Genomic DNA, 16,989 nt, shown 5'->3' with positions numbered 1-16,989 from the left:
AGGGAAACGCATAAAAATTTCATCCGGTCTAACAACTTAACCAAAATGTGATGGGACCGTCATTAACCAGACTCACCTGCATATCCGCCGCAAAACGTCCGCATTTCACCTTTAATTTGTCACCGCACTTTCGCACGAAATACGCATAAAGTTCATTTGCTAACTGCGGCGATGCTCCTTTAGAGAAACTCGGGCGTAGCCCTTTTTGCGTATCTGCCGCCAAGGTAAATTGCGACACCACCAATAATTCGCCGCCGATTTGCTGTACATTCAGATTCATTTTGTCATCTGCGTCGCTAAACACGCGATAATTCAACACCTTCTCCGCCAGTTTATCCGCTTTTTGTCGGTCATCATCCTTTTCCACGCCCAGCAGCACCAACAATCCCTTGCCGATTTGCCCGACCACTTCGCCACCGACTTCCACTTTCGCCTGTGTTACCCGTTGAATTAACGCAATCACTGTTTTACCTCCTGATGATTTACTTGTTTTTTCGACTGCACTTCCGCCAGCACCGCCGCCAGTTGTGCGCCGAGCAACACGAAAGTCCAGCTTAACTGAATCCATAGCAGCATAATCGGCAAGGTCGCCATGGCGCCGTAAATTAATTGATAAGAGGGAAAAGTCACAATGTACCAAGCAAATGCCTGCTTACCCAGCGTAAAAAACACCGCGGCAATCAGCGCACCGGCAGCAGAATGTTTAATACTGACTTTTTTATTCGGCACCACCATATAAATCACGGTGAAAATAAACCAGGTGGAAAGAAACGGCACAAAACTGAGTAATTTCAAACCGAAAGAAGAAGCTGCAGAATACTCAAACATGGTTTTCACATAAGAACTGGCGGCAATACTGGTGCCTACTAACAGCGGACCTAACGTCAAAATCAGCCAATAAATCGCAAAAGAGGTAAAAATCGGGCGGGTACTGGTGTCATGCCAAATGCCGTTCAGGGTGCGGTCGATGGAATTAATCAACATCAATGCCACCACAATTAAACTGATGATACCCACCGCACTCATCTGTTTGGAATTATTCACAAATTCATCAATATATTGCCCCACCACGTCACCGGCGGAGGGAGCGAAATTAGTAAAAATAAACTCTTTCAATGCACCGGTAACTTCGTTAAAAACCGGAAAAGCGGAGAAGATGGAAAACACCACCATAATCAGCGGCACAATGGCGAGCATGGTGCTGTACGTCAGATAACCGGCGGCTTGCGTGAGTTTATTTTGATTAAAACGTTGCCAAAACAACGCACAAAAGGTTTTTAGATCAATCATAAAAATCCTCCGCAACAATGCTTAAATTTTTTGCCGGAATCGCATATGCAAGGCTGTTTCATGGTCGGTAGCGGCACCGTCGGATCCACAAAATACCAACGCCTGTCAATTTTCACAAAAATCGAACGTTCATGATGCGCCTGCTCACCTTCTTCGCCCTGAAAAATGGCGTTAAATTCCACCGCACTTTGCACCTTCGTCAGGGTTTCCGTATTCAGAATCTGTAAGCCAAGCCATTGCGTATTTTCCGCCCAGGTTTGAATTGCCTGCACGTTCAGCAGCTTTTGTTGGTTCGGCACGGTGGTTTCCACAATATAAGGCACATTTTTTAACACATACGCGGCATAGCGCGAGCGCATGAGCTGCTCGGTAGTTTCGGGAAACTGCACGTAAGCATGAAAACGCCCGCAGCATTCCCCATAGGTGTTATGGGAGTGACAAGGGCAATAGGAATCTAAAAATGCGGTCATTTTTAACTCTGTTTTTGTTGTAACTTGGTAAGCTGAGAATGCAACGAGCGTTTAAACGCCGGCGCCAACACCTCAAGTGCCAACGCCTGTTCCAATTCGTTAATCGTGTCGGGCGCCGAAAGCAAGCGGTTCAAATGGCGAATGGTAAAGTCGGGATGCGGACGCGCCTGCAAAATTAATTTGTCGCCCCGCTGAATTTCCCCCTCGCGTACCACCCGCACATACCAGCCCGACCAGCCGGAGCGATACACGGTTTGTTGCGTGTTCGGATTATTGGTATTTTTCGATAAGCGCTCACAAGGTTTACGCGGCTGCGACACCTCCACCACGCAGGAGCCGATTTGATAAATATCGCCCACACACACGGAATCTTCATTCAGCGCGGAAACCACAAAATTCTCGCCGTAAACTGCTGTGTCCTGATACGAAAAATTTTCGTCTAATAACGCATTTAACGCAGGAAAGGCATCTGCCGACATAAAAAATAACGCTTTATCCACACCGCCATGATGGGCTTTCAATCCCACATCATTGCCTTCCGCACCAAGTGAGTGAATTTTCACCGCCTCCACCGGCACTTTGCGAATGGCGCTTTCATACAGCGAACCGTCGGCAAAGGTAAGCTGTTGCACCTTGCCGATTTTAATGATCAAAATTTCTGCCGTTGCCATCACTTTCCCTGTTATTTTCTAAAATCTGCGGAATTATACCGTAAAAACAACTTATTTTTTGACCGCACTTCTATTTTTAAATATCATGCGGGAAATTTATCCGTCATCAATCAGGAACACTCAACATGCAATATTTACTCGCCCAAACCGAACAAAATCAACAATTCGGCATTTCCGCCAAAATGGCAAACCGCCACGGCTTAATCGCCGGCGCCACTGGAACCGGTAAAACCGTCACCTTACGCAAAATGGCGGAAACCTTCAGTGATGACGGCGTGCCGGTATTTTTAGTGGATGTAAAAGGCGACTTATCGGGCTTGGTGCAAGCAGGCGCGATGCAAGGCAAAGTCGCCGAGCGTATCGAACAGTTCAATTTAGGCGGCGAAAGCTATTTAAGCGGCTATCCCGTGTCCTTTTGGGATGTCTTCGGCGAAACCGGCATTCCGCTGCGCACCACCATTTCCGAAATGGGGCCGTTGTTGCTCTCCCGTTTATTGAATTTGAACGCCACCCAAGAAGGCTTGCTCAATCTGGTGTTCCGCGTAGCCGACGACAAAGGCTTATTGCTTATCGACTTAAAAGATCTGCGCGCCATGTTGAAATATGTGGCGGAAAATGCCAAAACCTTCCAAGTGGAATACGGTAATGTATCCGCTGCCAGCGTGGGAGCCATCCAACGGGCATTATTAACGCTGGAAAATGAAGGCGCGGCAAATTTATTCGGCGAACCGGCGCTGAATCTGGAAGACTGGTTGCAAACCCGTGACGGTCGTGGTGTCATCAATGTGTTAAATTCGGAAAAACTGATCAATTCTCCGCGCATGTACAGCGCCTTCCTGCTTTGGTTAATGGCGGAATTATTTGAGCAATTGCCGGAAGTGGGCGACCCCGACAAACCGAAATTCGTCATGTTCTTTGACGAAGCTCACTTGCTGTTCGACGGCGCGCCAAGTGTATTGGTGGATAAAGTGGAACAGGTTGTGCGCCTGATTCGCTCCAAAGGCGTGGGCATTTATTTCGTGACCCAAAACCCGCTGGATTTGCCGGACACCGTGCTTGGGCAATTAGGTAACCGCGTACAACACGCCCTGCGTGCCTTTACGCCGCGTGATCAAAAAGCAGTGAAATCGGCGGCGGAAACTTTCCGCACCAACCTAAAAGTCAACGTGGTGGAAACTATCTCCACCCTTGGCGTGGGGCAAGCGCTGGTCTCTTTCCTGGATGAAAAAGGTATGCCGACACCGGTGGAAATCGCCTACATTTTCCCGCCGAAAAGCCAATTGGCACCGATTAGCGCCGAACAACGCGCCGCATGGGTGAAAGACGACGATTTGTACGCGTTCTATAAAGATTATGTGGATAACGAATCGGCATTTGAAGTGTTAAATGCGCAGGCAGATCTCGCCGCCGTAGCGCAAAAACAGGCGGAACAAGCCAAACAGGAAGAAGAAAACGGCATCATGGGCAGTCTCAGCCGCATGATTTTCGGCACCAAAAAACGCGGCGAACAACTCTCGGTTACCGAACAAGTCGTCAGCAGTGTGGCAAAATCCGTCGGTCGCAATATTCGCAACCAAGTGACAAAACAAATTATGCGCGGTATTCTGGGCGCGTTTAAGAAGTAAAATTCACCCGTAAAAATGACCGCACTTTTCGCTATTGGGCTTGCAACATAAGCATCTCATACCCAAAAGTGCGGTCACAAAAAATTCCGTTTTTTGAACGTTGGTTATGCCAAGGGCCCCGAAGGGGTGAATAAATCACTTCAGTGATTTATGAATATTTTTCCAAACGTTTTTCACCCCCTTAATCCCAGCCTTTAATTAAGAATAATTCTCATCTATAATCATCCTGTTCTCAAGAAGACAACATTCGTCTTTTCCCGACGGCAGCTTGCGCCGTACTGTCCGCCACACATGACTCTCTACGCGGTTTAACCGCGCGTTTCCACAAGGAGGTAATGATGTTTAAAATTCAGGATGCGGTCAGCGAGACCCTGCTTATTCCGCTCTATATGCGCTATCACGAGTCCCTCAAACCCGATCCGATTATTCACGACGCATCGGCGCTACGCCTGGTGCCGCAAATTGATTATGATTTCAGTAAGTTTGACACTGCTATCCGCAGTTCAGTAGGGTCGGCTATTCGCGCTACCTATTTGGATAGCCTCACCAAAGCCTTTATTCAACAGCACCAACAACCGATTATCGTGATGATCGGTTGCGGGCTGGATGCGCGTCATGAGCGCGTGGGTGACATCGGCAAAAATGTGCCGTTCTATGAGCTGGATTTGCCCGATGTGATCGCATTGCGCAAGCAACTGATGCCGCCGGCGGAAAATGAAATTTTGCTTGCCGCGTCGGCGTTTGACACGGATTGGATGGACGAATTACGCTCCACCTATCCGCAGGCACAGTTTTTATTTGTTATTGAAGGCGTATTGATGTATTTCAATGAAGCGCAGGTGAAAAAGCTGTTTGAAGATCTTGCCGTCCGTTTTAGTGGTGGCGAAATCGCCTTTGACATCGGCAGCACTTGGATGAGTCGCAATTCGCAAAAACACCATGACGTGATGAAACATATGCGGGCACAGTTTGATTACGGCTGCGATGATGATCATGAAATGGAACGTTGGGCGGATAATCTCCACCTGATTTCGGCGAAGTATATGTTTGATTTTCCCGCCTGGAAACGTATCGGCTTGTTGCAAGCCGCCATCATGTGGATTGTGCCCTTCGTGCGCAAATCTTATCGTTTCCTGTATTATCGGATAAGTTAAAATTCACCCTAAAAACAAACCGCACTTTGATTGCTGAAACCAAAGTGCGGTTTGTTTTCAACGTGTTTTTCCTGCGGTTAGATTTTCAATGCCGCCACCAAGGCTTTAAAGAGCGGTGAATTTTGGCGGCGATTTGGGTAGTAGAGATGATAGCCGTCGTAGCTGATAGCGACATTGCTCAACACTTCTACTAATTCGCCGCTGTCTAAATAAGGCTGCATGGTGTCGATGGGCAACCATGCCAAGCCTTTGCCCACCAACACGGCACGGCTGATTAAATGGCTGTTGTTAAAACAAAGTTGTCCTTTCGGGTGGAATTTCACCACAGGCGCGGATTTTTTTGCAGGCTGAAATTCCCACGTCATAATGCTGTCTGAAGTTGGCAAACGCACCAGCAAGCACTCGTGTTCGCCCAAGTCTTCTACTTTCTTCGGTGTGGCTTTTTTGGCGAAATACTCTGGCGTGCCGACCACCGCCATTTGCATTTTGTCGCTTAATCTCACGGCGATCATATCTTGTGCCACGTCCGATCCTAAGCGAATACCCGCATCAAACCGCCCCGCCACGATATCCACAAATTTGGTGTCACTGGTCAATTCCAATTCCATTTCGGGGTATTGTTCCGCGAACGCCATCAATTTATCCCACAAAATGGATAAAAAAACATGATCGTTACCGTTAATGCGTAATTTCCCTTTCAACGTGTTGCGAAAGGTGCTTAATGCGTTGAGATTATCTTCAATACTTTCAAACAACGGCAAGAGATTTTGAAACAACTGCTCGCCCGCCTCCGTGGTGGCAATGCTGCGTGTGGTGCGGTTGAACAGTTTGATGTTGAGCTGTTCTTCCAGCTTGCGAATGGAATGGCTTAATGCGGAGGTGGAAACGTTTAATTTTGCGGCGGCTTTGGTGAAACTGCCTTCTTGCGCCGCGGTGATAAAGGTGCGAAGTTCGTTGATGTTGTCGATCATAGGCGGTGTTCTATTGTTGAATATTATTCACAAGGCTATCCGATTTTTTCCTACTAATCAAATGAATCAAAGTTTTTTATAATGCACAAATCAAAACGAAACGCGGAATAATCCTCTCGCCCGCTTGAGGGAGAGAGAGACGGAAATTGCGTCAGGCAATTTTCGTCAGAGAGAGGGGGAACGATATTGATTTTCCCCTCTCCCTCCGAGAATTCTGCGAATTTTCTCCACCCAATACTCGCTTCGCTCGCCCCTTCGGGGTCGTTGGCAGAGCCAACGCTCAAATGCAAGCATTTGTCCTGCAAGCGAGAGAGGGGATAAGGTAGCCCCAAAATTCAATAAAACAAGGAAAAACAAAATGGAAAAAGTATTCAAATTAAACAACGGTGTAGAAATGCCAATGGTAGGTTTCGGCGTATATCAAGTGAGCGATGAAGAAACCGAAAAAGCGGTATTGGAAGCACTCAAAGCAGGCTACCGTTTATTAGACACCGCCGCAGTGTACGCCAACGAAGCGGGCGTAGGGCGTGCCATTAAAACCAGTGGCATTCCGCGTGAAGACATTTTCGTCACTACCAAACTGTGGATTCAACGTAAAAACGGTTATGAAAACACCAAAAAAGCCTTGGAAGATTCCCTTGAACGTTTAGGGTTGGATTATGTGGATTTATATTTAATGCACCAACCGTTGGGCGATGTACACGAAGAATGGCGTGCGATGGAAGAGTTATACAAGGCCGGCAAAGCTCGTGCCATCGGCGTGAGTAACTTCCACACTGACCGTTTAATGGATTTAATCACCTGCCACGACATCGTGCCGGCGGTGAATCAAATTGAAACCCACCCGTTCTATCAACGTGATGAAGAAATTGCGTTCCACAAAGAACACGGCATTTTGCAACAATCTTGGGGCCCGTTGGCAGAAGGGAAATTTGACATTTTTACCAACCCTGTATTAACCAAAATTGCCGAAAAACACGGTAAATCGGTGGCGCAAGTGGTGTTGCGCTGGTTAAACCAACGTGGCGTGGCGATTATCCCGAAATCGGTGAAAGTGGAACGTATGCTTGAAAACCGCGATATTTTCGGCTTCACCTTAGATGAACAAGATTTAGCCGACATCGCAACCCTCAACCGCAATGAAATCATCTTCAATCACCGCGATCCCAAAATGATTGTGTGGTTGGCGCAGGCAAGAGGGTAAAATTAACCTTTTGCTTGATAGGGTGACAAACCACCCTATCTTACGAAAAACAAGGAGAACAATATGCAAACTCGACAACTTGGCTCACAAGGTTTAACGGTTTCTGAGCTTGGTTTGGGCTGCATGGGCATAACTTTCGGCTATAGCACGGAAATTCCTCAAGCAGAGGGGGTAAAACTCATTCGGCAAGCCTTTGATTTAGGCGTCACGTTTTTTGATACCGCCGAAGCCTATGGTGAAGCGAATGAAGTGTTAGTGGGGAAAGCTGTTGCGCCATTTCGTGATCAGGTAGTGGTTGCGACCAAGTTCGGTTTCAAAAATGGTAATGTGGCGGAGGGGCTGGACAGCCGTCCTGAACGCATTCGCCAAGTGGTGGAGCAATCACTCAAACGCATGAACACCGATTATATTGATTTGTTGTATCAGCACCGCGTCGATCCGAATGTGCCGATTGAAGAGGTGGTGGGCGCGGTGAAAGACTTGATTGCAGAGGGCAAAGTGAAGTATTTCGGCTTGTCTGAAGTGGGTGCGGAGATTATCCGTCGCGCTCACGCCGTTCAACCTGTGTCGGCATTGCAAAGCGAATATTCGTTGATGTGGCGTGAACCTGAAGCGGAAATTTTCCCACTGCTAGAAGAATTAAACATTGGCTTCGTGCCATTTAGTCCATTGGCAAAATCCTTGCTTACCGGAACGATCACCGCCGATACCCAATTTGCCGCCAACGATTTCCGCAACAGCGTTCCCCGTTTGCAAGGCGATGCGCTGAAAAGCAACCTTGGGCTAGCCGAATTGGTGAAAAACATCGCCGCTCAAAAAGGCGTAACTCTAGCACAAGTTGCCTTGGCTTGGGTGTTGGCGCAAAAACCATGGATTGCCCCGATTTTCGGCACCACGAAACCTCATCGTTTAGTGGAAAATTTAGGTGGTGCGGACGTGCATTTAAGCGCAGAAGATTTAACTCGAATTCAAACCGCACTTTCGCAAATTCAGATTGTGGGCGAGCGTTATAGTGCGGCAGGGCAGGCATTGATTAATCGTTAATAGATAAATCCTCTCTTCCGCAAGCGGGCGAGAGGATAAAATTCAACCCCAAAGGGGCTGAACTATGCGTCACCTAGGGTAACTTGTTACCCTAGGAATAAAACTTGGCATTTTAATTATTGAATTTCACTCAATAGCCTTTCCAATAAAACCCCATTTATCAAAATAAAAACGCTCGCTAAAATAACCGCACTTTCTTGATGATGACACTTTTAGGAGAATCCGATGAAACTTTTCCCTTCCAAATTGACGTTAGCTCTTGCTATTGCAAGTGGCTTAAGTGTAACAAATTTAAGCTATGCCACTAACGATACTATTCAAGCGGGCAACGGCATTGCCGTGGTACAAACCCAATCGGGTGAAATCCAAGGTTATATTCATAACGATATTTTGACCTATAAAGGCATTCCGTATGCCACAGCAGAACGTTTTATGCCACCAAAACCGGTGGAGAATTGGCAAGGGACAAAAATGGCGTTGACTTATGGCGATGTCTGCCCGCAAGTGCCGATGGGCGGTCGTAGTTTCTTCTTTACCGGACCTGAAATGACGGAAAGTGAGCAATGTTTAAATTTAAACGTTTGGGCGCCGAAAAATGACGGTAAAAAACGGGCGGTGATGGTGTGGATTCACGGCGGCGGTTTTCAATCGGGCGCATCAAATGATTTAGACAGTTACGATGGCGAAAACTTAGCCCGCAAAGGTGATGTAGTCGTTGTGTCGGTTAATCACCGTTTAAATGCCATGGGATATTTAGATCTTTCTGCTTACGGAAAACAGTATAAAAATTCAGCAAATGCGGGTATTCAAGATTTAGTGGCTGCATTGGAATGGGTGAAAGCGAATGCTGAACAATTTGGCGGTGATCCGAATAATGTGACCATCTTCGGTGAAAGTGGCGGTGGTGCGAAAGTGTTAACCTTAATGGCGACACCAGCAGCAAAAGGCTTGTTCAACAAAGCGATTGTGCAAAGTGGTGCGGTAGAAAAAATGGGTATGACGCTTACGTCACCGAAAACAGGGCAACGCGTGGCGGAGCTGACCCTTGCAAATTTAGGCGTAAAACCGACCGCACTTAATCGACTTAATAGCTTTACACCGGATCAAATTAATGCTGCCGCCAATAAAGCCTTAAAACAAACCGCAGAAGAACAAAAAATCACACCATTACGCGGAACGGGCTATGGCTTAGCGTGGGCACCAACAATGGACGGCGATTATATCCCGCAGGAGCCTGTGGGCAAAAATACCCAGAAATCGCGAAAGATATTCCACTTCTGATTGGTTCAAACTTAACGGAATGGGAAAGTTTTGGGGCACAGCTTGATCTTGTCAACACTCAAAAAGACAACCGTTTCATTTGGACGGAAGCACAAGTTCAAGAAAAATTAAAAGCGAAATATGGCGAGAAAACCGATGAAATCGTGGCTGCATTCCGTGAAGCGTACCCAGATCGTATGCTTGCCGATGCGTTATATGTAGATAGCTTCTTGCGTGCCCCTGCGTTAAAAACCGCGGGCTTGAAATCAAGATCAAAAAGGTGCACCTGTGTATAACTATTTGTTTACCTGGGATACGCCTGTGTTTAATGGCACGCCAATGAGCTACCACACCGCAGAAATTGCCTTTGTGTTCAACAATATTCAACGTATGGCACAAGCCACAGGCGGTGGTGATGAAGCTCAAGCGTTGGCGGATAAAATGGCCCGTGCGTGGACGAACTTCGCTAAAGCAGGTAACCCGAACGGTGAAGGCTTACCGCAATGGGACGCTTACACCCGCGAAAACGGCAATGTGATGATTTTTGATAACCAAGTGGAAGTGAAACAACATCACGATGCGAAGTTGCAGCGTTTGTTGGCGCCGAGTATGAAGTTTTAGGCTTTTTCACAAAGGAAGCGTAGGGTGGGATTTATCCCACCGATAATAAGATTGATTGTTTAATGGTGGGATAAATCCCACCCTACCATAACCCGCAAGTGGGCGAGAGTCCCCCCCACTTTCAAAAGGAAACTCCATGAAAAAATTCGCAAAAATTTCTACACTTTTAACCGCTTGTGCCTTAGCCGTACAAGCCTACGCTGCCCCACTTTCCATTGAGAAGCAAGGCTCCTTTGCCGTGGGCGGCACGGTGAAAACCTCGGAAGGCACTTATACGCCAATCCCTGATGCGATTAAAAACCGCCAAAGCTCGGCATTTTTTGATGTGTACGGCGAGGCGGTGAAAGCAGGAGGAATGACGCTACACGGTGATCATGCCAGCGTGTTTTACCAAATTCCAACCAATGCGAAACAAAATTCGTTGGTGTTCTTGCAAGGCTACGGGCAATCTGCACGCGGTTGGATGACCACACCAGACGGACACGAAGGCTTTAACGAGCTTTTCTTGCAACGCAACTACCCAGTTTATTTGGTGGATCAACCTCGTCGCGGACAAGCAGGACGCAGTACTGTTGATGCCAATGTGCCAGCCACACCTGACGACCAATTTTGGTATGCCCAATTCCGTATCGGTGTTTATCCGAAGATGAACGAAGGCGTGGCATTCCCGAAAGATGCGGAAAGCCAAGCACAATTCTTCCGAATGATGACGCCAGACACGGGGGCATTTGATGTGCCGGTTATCACCGATAGTATGGTGAAACTCTTTGATAAAACAGGCGGTGGCGTATTTGTGACCCACTCCGCTGGCGGGGTTATCGGTTGGACAACAGCGATGGCAAGCGATAAAGTCAAAGGCGTGGTTGCTTATGAACCCGGTGCGTTTTTCTTCCCCGAAGGCGAAACGCCTGCGAAATTAGAGAGCAAATTTGGTGATGTTGCTCCGCTGACTGTGCCGAAAGCGCAATTTGAAAAACTCACTAAAATGCCAATTGTCATCTACTTTGGCGACTTCATTCCCGACCATTTAGACGGCACGCAAGGCGGCGAGCAATGGTTTATCCGAATGAAAATGGCACAACAATTTGTGGATACCATCAACAAACACGGCGGCAAAGCGGAGCTAATTCATCTGCCGAAAATCGGCATCAAAGGCAACACGCACTTTATGTTTAGCGATTTGAACAATGATAAAGTGGCGGAAGAAATGGCGCGCTGGTTGAAGGCAAAGGGGTTGGATAAGTAATCACTTCGTAATAATTATAAAGCCGAGGGTAACAAGTTACCCTCGGTTAGGTATAGTTCAGCCCCTCTGGGCTGATTCTTTTAATACCCCAATGGGGTATAGCTATGCTTAACCGTGGGTATTTATACCCACGGACGGCTACACCCGCAACGCCTCCACCACCAACTCAAACGCTCGTGAATGCCCTTGTCGGTTTGGGTAGTAGAGATACAGCGGTTCGTATTCCATTGCGTATTCGTCGAGCAATTCCACTAACCACCCCGCTTCCAAATCCTTTTCCACCACGATTTTTGGCAGCCACGCAATGCCTAAGCCGTCTAGGGCGGCTTGGTGGCGTAAGCCGTTATTCACGGAAAAATGTGGTTCGGGTTGGAAGGTGATGCGTTCGCCCTTGTGTTGAAATTCCCAGTGGGCTTCGCCGTGTTGGTTGGAAAGTCGCAGACCAATCAGGAGATGGGCGGGCAAGTCAGCGATGGCTTGCACGGACGGTTTGCCACGCAAATAATCGGGGCTTGCCACCACCGCCATTCGGACGGGGTCAGAAATTTTTACTGCAATCATATCCTTATACAAGGCATATCCCAGCCGCACGCCCATATCAAAGCCCTGTTCCACAATGTCCACCCAACGGTTTTCCACCACCATTTCGATTTTCAGTTCGGGGTAGCGTTGCATGAGCGTTTTTAATTTCGGGTAAAGCAACAAATTCGCCGCCACTTCGCTGGTGTTGATGCGGATGGTGCCAAGGGGGGAATTTCGCCAGTCGTCTAACTGATTGAGTCCGCCTACGATGGCGTGAAAGTGCGGTGTGATTTGGGCGAGTAATTTTTCCCCTGCGTTGGTGGGGGAAATGCTGCGTGTGGTGCGGTTGAGCAGCCGTAAGTCCAGCGATTTTTCTAAGCTTTTCACATTCTGGCTGAGTGCCGATGACGTTACGCCCAGCTTGTTCGCCGCTTTGGCAAAAGAGCCTGCCTGAACCACTTGGATAAAATAATAAAGCTCGTTGAGGTTGGGAAGATTGTTAAGCATTGCTTTCTAATATATTAAGGAAAAGGTGGTTTATCTTATCATAGGGCTTCGCTATAATGCACACATCAAATGACGAAACAACCTCAAACAGGACATCTTATGAAGAAACTTTTAAAAACCACCCTTTTAGCCACATTAATTGGTACATCATTTTTAGGAGCAAATGCAATGGCAGCAGATTACAAATAAAATCCGTTCACCTTGGCTTATGACGGGGCAATCACCGAAAACGTGAAAGGCAAAGTGAATATTCACCCGGTGACTTACGTTAATAACGACGGCATTAAAATTTCCGCCAACGTTTACACACCAGCCAACTTTGACCCAAACAAAAAATACCCGGCAATTACCGTAGCGCACCCGAACGGCGGCGTGAAAGAGCAAGTGGCAGGCTTATACGCCCAAAAATTAGCCGAACAAATATCACCATCGCGGCTGATGCGGCATACCAAGGTGCAAGCGGTGGCGAACCACGTCAAACCGACAAACCGGCAAACCGTATCAACGATGTTCACGCAATGGTGGACTTCCTTGAAAAATATCAAGGCGTAGATACCAACCGTATCGGGGCATTAGGCATTTGTGGCGGTGGCGGTTACACCTTCGCGGCAGCACAAAGCGACAAACGCTTGCACGCCGTGGCAACCGTGAGCTTGTTCAACACAGGTGATGTGCGTCGTAACGGCTTAGGCGGAAGCCAAGTTTCTACTATTCAAGAACGCCTTGCACAAGCGGCGGCAGCGCGTACCGAAGAAGCCAAAGGCAACGTGGAATACGCAGCGAATGCGGATATGAGCAAAATCACCGAAGCGGACGTGGCGAAAATGCCTGCTGGCTTATACAAAGACGGTTTTGAATACTACGGCATCACCCACCGCCACCCAAACAGCACGCCACGTTACACCATGGGTAGCTTGTTAGACTTAATGACATGGGACGCCACCGACCACGCGGAACTCATCAACACGCCATTATTGATCGTGGCAGGCGACAAAGCCGACACCCTTTATATGAGCGACAAAGCCTTTGAAAAAGCAGGTTCGCAAGACAAAGAATTGGTGAAAATCCCAGGAGCGAGCCATATCGAAACCTACTGGAAGCCTGAATATGTGAAACAAATCAGCGAGAAATTGACGGATTTCTTTGGGAAGAAATTGTAATTCTTTCATCTCCCTTCTCCCGCAAGCAAGCGGGAGGATATGTAAAGAGCGATTATTTTCTCGATCATAAATTGCAAAATCTCCCAAAAAACAAACCGCACTTTGATTGCTGAAACCAAAGTGCGGTGGAATTTTAAAGCGTTTTTTGCGATTACTCTACTGTGACCGCTTTCGCCAGGTTACGCGGCTGATCCACATCGGTGCCTTTAATCAGCGCGATGTGATACGCCAACAACTGCATTGGCACGGTGTAATAAATCGGCGCGGTGATTTCGTTGACCGTCGGCATGGTGATGATTTTCATCCCTTCCGCTTCGGTGAAGCCCGCTTCTTTGTCGGCGAAAACGTACAATTGACCGCCACGAGCGCGTACTTCTTCAATATTGGATTTGATTTTTTCCAACAATTCATTGTTCGGTGCCACCACGATCACCGGCATATCCGCGTCAATGAGCGCCAACGGGCCGTGTTTCAATTCACCGGCAGCATAAGCTTCGGCGTGAATGTAAGAAATTTCTTTCAGCTTCAAGGACGCTTCCATGGCAATCGGATAATATTCGCCGCGACCTAAGAATAAGGCATGGTGTTTTTCGGCGAAATCTTCCGCCAAGGCTTCAATTTGTTTATCGAAAGCCAAGGCTTTTTCAATCTCTGCCGGCAAGGCTTGCAAGGCTTTGACCATTTCCTGTTCTTTTTCGGCGGAAAGCGTGTGTTTCGCCTTACCGATCGCCACCACCAACATTAACAATGACGCCAATTGCGTAGTGAAAGCTTTGGTCGAAGCTACGCCGATTTCCACGCCGGCGCGGGTCATGAAGGCTAAATCGGATTCACGCACCAAAGAGGAACCCGCCACGTTACAAATGGTCATTGCCGCCATGTAACCTTTCTCTTTCGCCAAACGCAAGGCGGCTAACGTATCCGCCGTTTCACCGGATTGGGAAAGGGTAATCAACAGGCTGTTCGGGCGCACCACGAATTTGCGGTAACGGAATTCGGAAGCGATTTCAATATCGCAGCTGACGCCTGCTATGCTTTCAAACCAATAACGCGCCACCATACCGGAGTTGTACGACGTACCGCAAGCAACGATTTGAACATGTTCGACTTTTTCCAGAATTTCTTTGGCACTGTTACCGATAGCTTCAACTATCACGTTATTGTGGGTCACACGACCTTCCATGGTGTTAATCAGTGCGGTCGGCTGTTCGTAAATTTCTTTTTGCATGAAGTGGCGATATTTGCCTTTTTCCGCCGCATCGTTTTCTAAATTGGAATCGTGCGCTTCACGTTCGACTTTGTTGCCGTCGCGATCGTAAATATCCACGGAACGACGGGTAATTTCGGCGATGTCGCCTTCTTCCAGGAAAATAAAGCGACGTGTCACGCTTAACAACGCAAGCTGGTCGGAAGCAAGGAAGTTTTCACCAATCCCTAAACCGATCACCAACGGGCTACCGGAACGGGCGGCAACCAAATGTTCCGGTTGCATACGATCCATCACCACCATGCCGTAAGCACCGGTTAATTGTTTCACCACTTTTTGCACCGCTTCCAATAAGCTACCCGCCGTGCGCATTTCCCATTCCACCAAGTGCGCAATCACTTCCGTGTCGGTTTGGGAGGTAAAGACATAACCGCGCTCTTTCAACAATGTACGCAATTCTTCGTAATTTTCAATAATGCCGTTATGCACCACGGCAAAATTGCCGGAAACGTGCGGATGGGCATTTTCTTCGGAAGGTTCGCCATGGGTTGCCCAACGGGTATGCGCAATCCCGGTGCCGCCGATTAATGGCGTTTTTTCCACTGCATCATCTAACGCTTTCACTTTGCCTAAGCAGCGCACACGTTGCAATTCATGTTGCGAATTGACCACCGCCAAACCTGCCGAGTCGTAACCACGATACTCAAGACGATGCAATCCGTTAATTAAAATTTCCGCGATATCACGTTGTGCTACTGCACCGACGATTCCACACATAAGCTTTAGCTCTCCTGAATTAAATAAAAAAACGCTTGCGAAAACCACCGCACTTTAGGCGCAGATCACCTCTACGCCATGGGCTGCAATACGGTTTTTGCTTTCTTCCGACAACAAACTATCGGTAATTAATACATCAATTTGCTGCCAGGTTAATTCTACATTGGGCATTTTGCGCCCGATTTTTTGTGATTCCACCATCACAATCACTTCACGTGCCACTTCCGCCATAACACGGCTTAAACCAACCAATTCGTTAAAGGTGGTCGTGCCACGTTCAAAATCAATGCCATCCGCGCCGATAAATAACTGATCAAAGTTATAAGAACGCAACACCTGTTCCGCCACATTGCCTTGAAAGGATTCGGAACGGTTATCCCAAGTGCCGCCGGTCATTAACAGGGTCGGTTCATTTTCTAAAGAACGCAACTCATTCGCTACATACATGGAATTGGTCATCACCACCAGACCTTGCTTGTGATTTAGCTGTTTAATCAATGCTGCCGTGGTGGTACCACTGTCGATAATAATACGATTATGATCGCGAATGCGTTCCGCCGCGACTTTCGCAATTGCCAACTTTCGTTCCGAAAGAAAATCTTCTTGCGCATCTTCCAGCAATTCCTGCGGCATTAAAATCGCACCGCCATAACGACGCAGCAGAAAACCATTACTTTGCAGCACCGATAAATCTTTACGAATAGTCACTTCCGAGGTATCGAATAATTGCACCAATTGCTCGACGCTGATTTCGCCCCGTTCCTGCAATAATTGCATGATGCCGTGGCGACGCTGTTGCGTATTACGGGTCTGAATGTTTCGCTTAGTCATTTTTGGGTCAAAATAGTTCAAATTAAATTTCGGTTCGAAAGTTTAGCGGTATTTAGGCTGGGTGTAAACGGAAGAATTTTCGGAAATAGCAAATAAAAAACCCTGTTTTGATAAACAGGGTTAAGTTCATTAAAGACAGGGGCTAATTATTTAACAGCATCTTTTAATGCTTTACCGGAAACGAATGCCGGAACTTTAGATGCAGCAATTTTGATTTCTGCGCCGGTTTGCGGATTACGACCGGTACGCGCTTTGCGTGCGTTCACTTTAAATGTACCGAAACCGATTAATTGCACCGCCTCACCTTTTTTCAAGCTGCCGGTGATAGCGTCTAAAGTTGCTTCTAAAGCTGCTTTAGCTTGTTTTTTGTTCAATTCAGCTGAGCTTGCGATAGCATCAATTAAATCTGTTTTGTTCATAGACTAGTAC

General features: G+C 47.5%; 14 protein-coding genes and 2 pseudogenes. 7 read left to right on the top strand and 9 right to left on the bottom strand.

Annotation, left to right across the window (positions count from 1 at the left end):
• Positions 1–28: 28 nt before the first annotated feature.
• Genes dtd through A3CS_RS0106835 form a run of 4 tightly spaced genes read right to left on the bottom strand, consistent with a single transcriptional unit; the run spans position 29 to position 2,431 of the window.
• Positions 29–463 (bottom strand): D-aminoacyl-tRNA deacylase, encoded by a 435-nt coding sequence (gene dtd, locus A3CS_RS0106850; RefSeq protein ID WP_005546911.1) that lies wholly within the window; start codon positions 461–463, stop codon positions 29–31.
• Positions 460–1,290: a virulence factor BrkB family protein gene (locus tag A3CS_RS0106845; protein ID WP_005546913.1), complete on the bottom strand. Its 831-nt coding sequence runs from the start codon at positions 1,288–1,290 to the stop codon at positions 460–462. Before A3CS_RS0106845 ends, dtd begins: the two co-directional genes overlap by 4 nt.
• Positions 1,287–1,760, bottom strand: a complete 474-nt coding sequence (locus A3CS_RS0106840) for a YchJ family protein (RefSeq protein ID WP_005574329.1) — start codon at positions 1,758–1,760, stop codon at positions 1,287–1,289. Before A3CS_RS0106840 ends, A3CS_RS0106845 begins: the two co-directional genes overlap by 4 nt.
• 2 nt (positions 1,761–1,762) lie before the next feature.
• Positions 1,763–2,431 carry an MOSC domain-containing protein gene (locus A3CS_RS0106835; RefSeq protein ID WP_005546916.1) on the bottom strand — a complete coding sequence of 223 codons (669 nt, stop codon included), beginning with the start codon at positions 2,429–2,431 and terminating at the stop codon, positions 1,763–1,765.
• Between the two features lie 125 nt (positions 2,432–2,556).
• On the opposite strand from A3CS_RS0106835, the gene A3CS_RS0106830 reads away from it, so the two are divergent.
• Together A3CS_RS0106830 and A3CS_RS0106825 are read left to right on the top strand one after the other, a co-directional pair.
• Positions 2,557–4,056, top strand: coding sequence for a helicase HerA-like C-terminal domain-containing protein (locus A3CS_RS0106830; protein ID WP_005570754.1), 1,500 nt, complete (start codon positions 2,557–2,559; stop codon positions 4,054–4,056).
• 338 nt (positions 4,057–4,394) lie between these two features.
• Complete coding sequence (locus A3CS_RS0106825; RefSeq protein WP_005546920.1) at positions 4,395–5,210, top strand: class I SAM-dependent methyltransferase; 816 nt, start codon at positions 4,395–4,397, stop codon at positions 5,208–5,210.
• 77 nt (positions 5,211–5,287) lie between these two features.
• On the opposite strand, the gene A3CS_RS0106820 is transcribed toward A3CS_RS0106825, so the two are convergent.
• Positions 5,288–6,181, bottom strand: a complete 894-nt coding sequence (locus A3CS_RS0106820) for a LysR family transcriptional regulator (protein WP_005546922.1) — start codon at positions 6,179–6,181, stop codon at positions 5,288–5,290.
• Positions 6,182–6,539: 358 nt separating this feature from the next.
• On the opposite strand from A3CS_RS0106820, the gene A3CS_RS0106815 reads away from it, so the two are divergent.
• The 4 genes and pseudogenes from A3CS_RS0106815 (at position 6,540) to A3CS_RS0106795 (ending at position 11,556) form a co-directional block, all read left to right on the top strand.
• Positions 6,540–7,385, top strand: a complete 846-nt coding sequence (locus A3CS_RS0106815; RefSeq protein ID WP_005546924.1) for an aldo/keto reductase — start codon at positions 6,540–6,542, stop codon at positions 7,383–7,385.
• A gap of 63 nt (positions 7,386–7,448) precedes the next feature.
• Positions 7,449–8,429, top strand: a complete 981-nt coding sequence (locus tag A3CS_RS0106810; RefSeq protein WP_005546926.1) for an aldo/keto reductase — start codon at positions 7,449–7,451, stop codon at positions 8,427–8,429.
• 225 nt (positions 8,430–8,654) lie between these two features.
• Positions 8,655–10,310 (top strand): annotated as a pseudogene (locus A3CS_RS1000000112465) (carboxylesterase/lipase family protein).
• 136 nt (positions 10,311–10,446) lie between these two features.
• Positions 10,447–11,556, top strand: a complete 1,110-nt coding sequence (locus A3CS_RS0106795) for an alpha/beta hydrolase (protein ID WP_005546931.1) — start codon at positions 10,447–10,449, stop codon at positions 11,554–11,556.
• A gap of 138 nt (positions 11,557–11,694) precedes the next feature.
• On the opposite strand, the gene A3CS_RS0106790 is transcribed toward A3CS_RS0106795, so the two are convergent.
• Positions 11,695–12,585 carry a LysR family transcriptional regulator gene (locus A3CS_RS0106790; protein WP_005574335.1) on the bottom strand — a complete coding sequence of 297 codons (891 nt, stop codon included), beginning with the start codon at positions 12,583–12,585 and terminating at the stop codon, positions 11,695–11,697.
• A gap of 201 nt (positions 12,586–12,786) precedes the next feature.
• On the opposite strand from A3CS_RS0106790, the pseudogene A3CS_RS1000000112275 reads away from it, so the two are divergent.
• Positions 12,787–13,745, top strand: a pseudogene (locus A3CS_RS1000000112275) (alpha/beta hydrolase).
• A 151-nt stretch (positions 13,746–13,896) separates the two neighbouring features.
• Here A3CS_RS1000000112275 and glmS read toward each other — a convergent pair.
• The 3 genes from glmS to A3CS_RS0106770 all read right to left on the bottom strand — a co-directional run bounded on the left by glmS (position 13,897) and on the right by A3CS_RS0106770 (position 16,979).
• Positions 13,897–15,729, bottom strand: coding sequence for a glutamine--fructose-6-phosphate transaminase (isomerizing) (gene glmS, locus A3CS_RS0106780; protein ID WP_005546941.1), 1,833 nt, complete (start codon positions 15,727–15,729; stop codon positions 13,897–13,899).
• A 54-nt stretch (positions 15,730–15,783) separates the two neighbouring features.
• Entirely contained in the window at positions 15,784–16,560 is a 777-nt protein-coding gene (locus A3CS_RS0106775) for a DeoR/GlpR family DNA-binding transcription regulator (RefSeq protein WP_005562331.1), read from the bottom strand.
• A gap of 146 nt (positions 16,561–16,706) precedes the next feature.
• Positions 16,707–16,979 carry an HU family DNA-binding protein gene (locus A3CS_RS0106770; protein ID WP_005541993.1) on the bottom strand — a complete coding sequence of 91 codons (273 nt, stop codon included), beginning with the start codon at positions 16,977–16,979 and terminating at the stop codon, positions 16,707–16,709.
• Between the last annotated feature and the right edge of the window lie 10 nt (positions 16,980–16,989).

Origin of the sequence: Aggregatibacter actinomycetemcomitans DSM 8324, from assembly GCF_000372365.1 — a bacterium.
Classification (GTDB): Bacteria; Pseudomonadota; Gammaproteobacteria; order Enterobacterales; family Pasteurellaceae; genus Aggregatibacter; species Aggregatibacter actinomycetemcomitans.
Note: the sequence above shows the minus strand (reverse complement) of the source record. Positions and strands in the feature narration are given on the sequence as shown.

Bases quoted from the DNA above. Each gene is read 5' to 3' on its own strand.
- A3CS_RS0106810 (WP_005546926.1), top strand. From the start codon at position 7,449: ATGCAAACTCGACAACTTGGCTCACAAGGTTTAACGGTTTCTGAGCTT.
- A3CS_RS0106835 (WP_005546916.1), bottom strand. From the start codon at position 2,431: ATGGCAACGGCAGAAATTTTGATCATTAAAATCGGCAAGGTGCAACAG.
- A3CS_RS0106790 (WP_005574335.1), bottom strand. From the start codon at position 12,585: ATGCTTAACAATCTTCCCAACCTCAACGAGCTTTATTATTTTATCCAA.
- A3CS_RS0106825 (WP_005546920.1), top strand. From the start codon at position 4,395: ATGTTTAAAATTCAGGATGCGGTCAGCGAGACCCTGCTTATTCCGCTC.
- A3CS_RS0106775 (WP_005562331.1), bottom strand. From the start codon at position 16,560: ATGACTAAGCGAAACATTCAGACCCGTAATACGCAACAGCGTCGCCAC.
- A3CS_RS0106815 (WP_005546924.1), top strand. From the start codon at position 6,540: ATGGAAAAAGTATTCAAATTAAACAACGGTGTAGAAATGCCAATGGTA.
- A3CS_RS0106770 (WP_005541993.1), bottom strand. From the start codon at position 16,979: ATGAACAAAACAGATTTAATTGATGCTATCGCAAGCTCAGCTGAATTG.
- A3CS_RS0106830 (WP_005570754.1), top strand. From the start codon at position 2,557: ATGCAATATTTACTCGCCCAAACCGAACAAAATCAACAATTCGGCATT.
- glmS (WP_005546941.1), bottom strand. From the start codon at position 15,729: ATGTGTGGAATCGTCGGTGCAGTAGCACAACGTGATATCGCGGAAATT.
- A3CS_RS0106820 (WP_005546922.1), bottom strand. From the start codon at position 6,181: ATGATCGACAACATCAACGAACTTCGCACCTTTATCACCGCGGCGCAA.
- A3CS_RS0106795 (WP_005546931.1), top strand. From the start codon at position 10,447: ATGAAAAAATTCGCAAAAATTTCTACACTTTTAACCGCTTGTGCCTTA.
- A3CS_RS0106845 (WP_005546913.1), bottom strand. From the start codon at position 1,290: ATGATTGATCTAAAAACCTTTTGTGCGTTGTTTTGGCAACGTTTTAAT.
- A3CS_RS0106840 (WP_005574329.1), bottom strand. From the start codon at position 1,760: ATGACCGCATTTTTAGATTCCTATTGCCCTTGTCACTCCCATAACACC.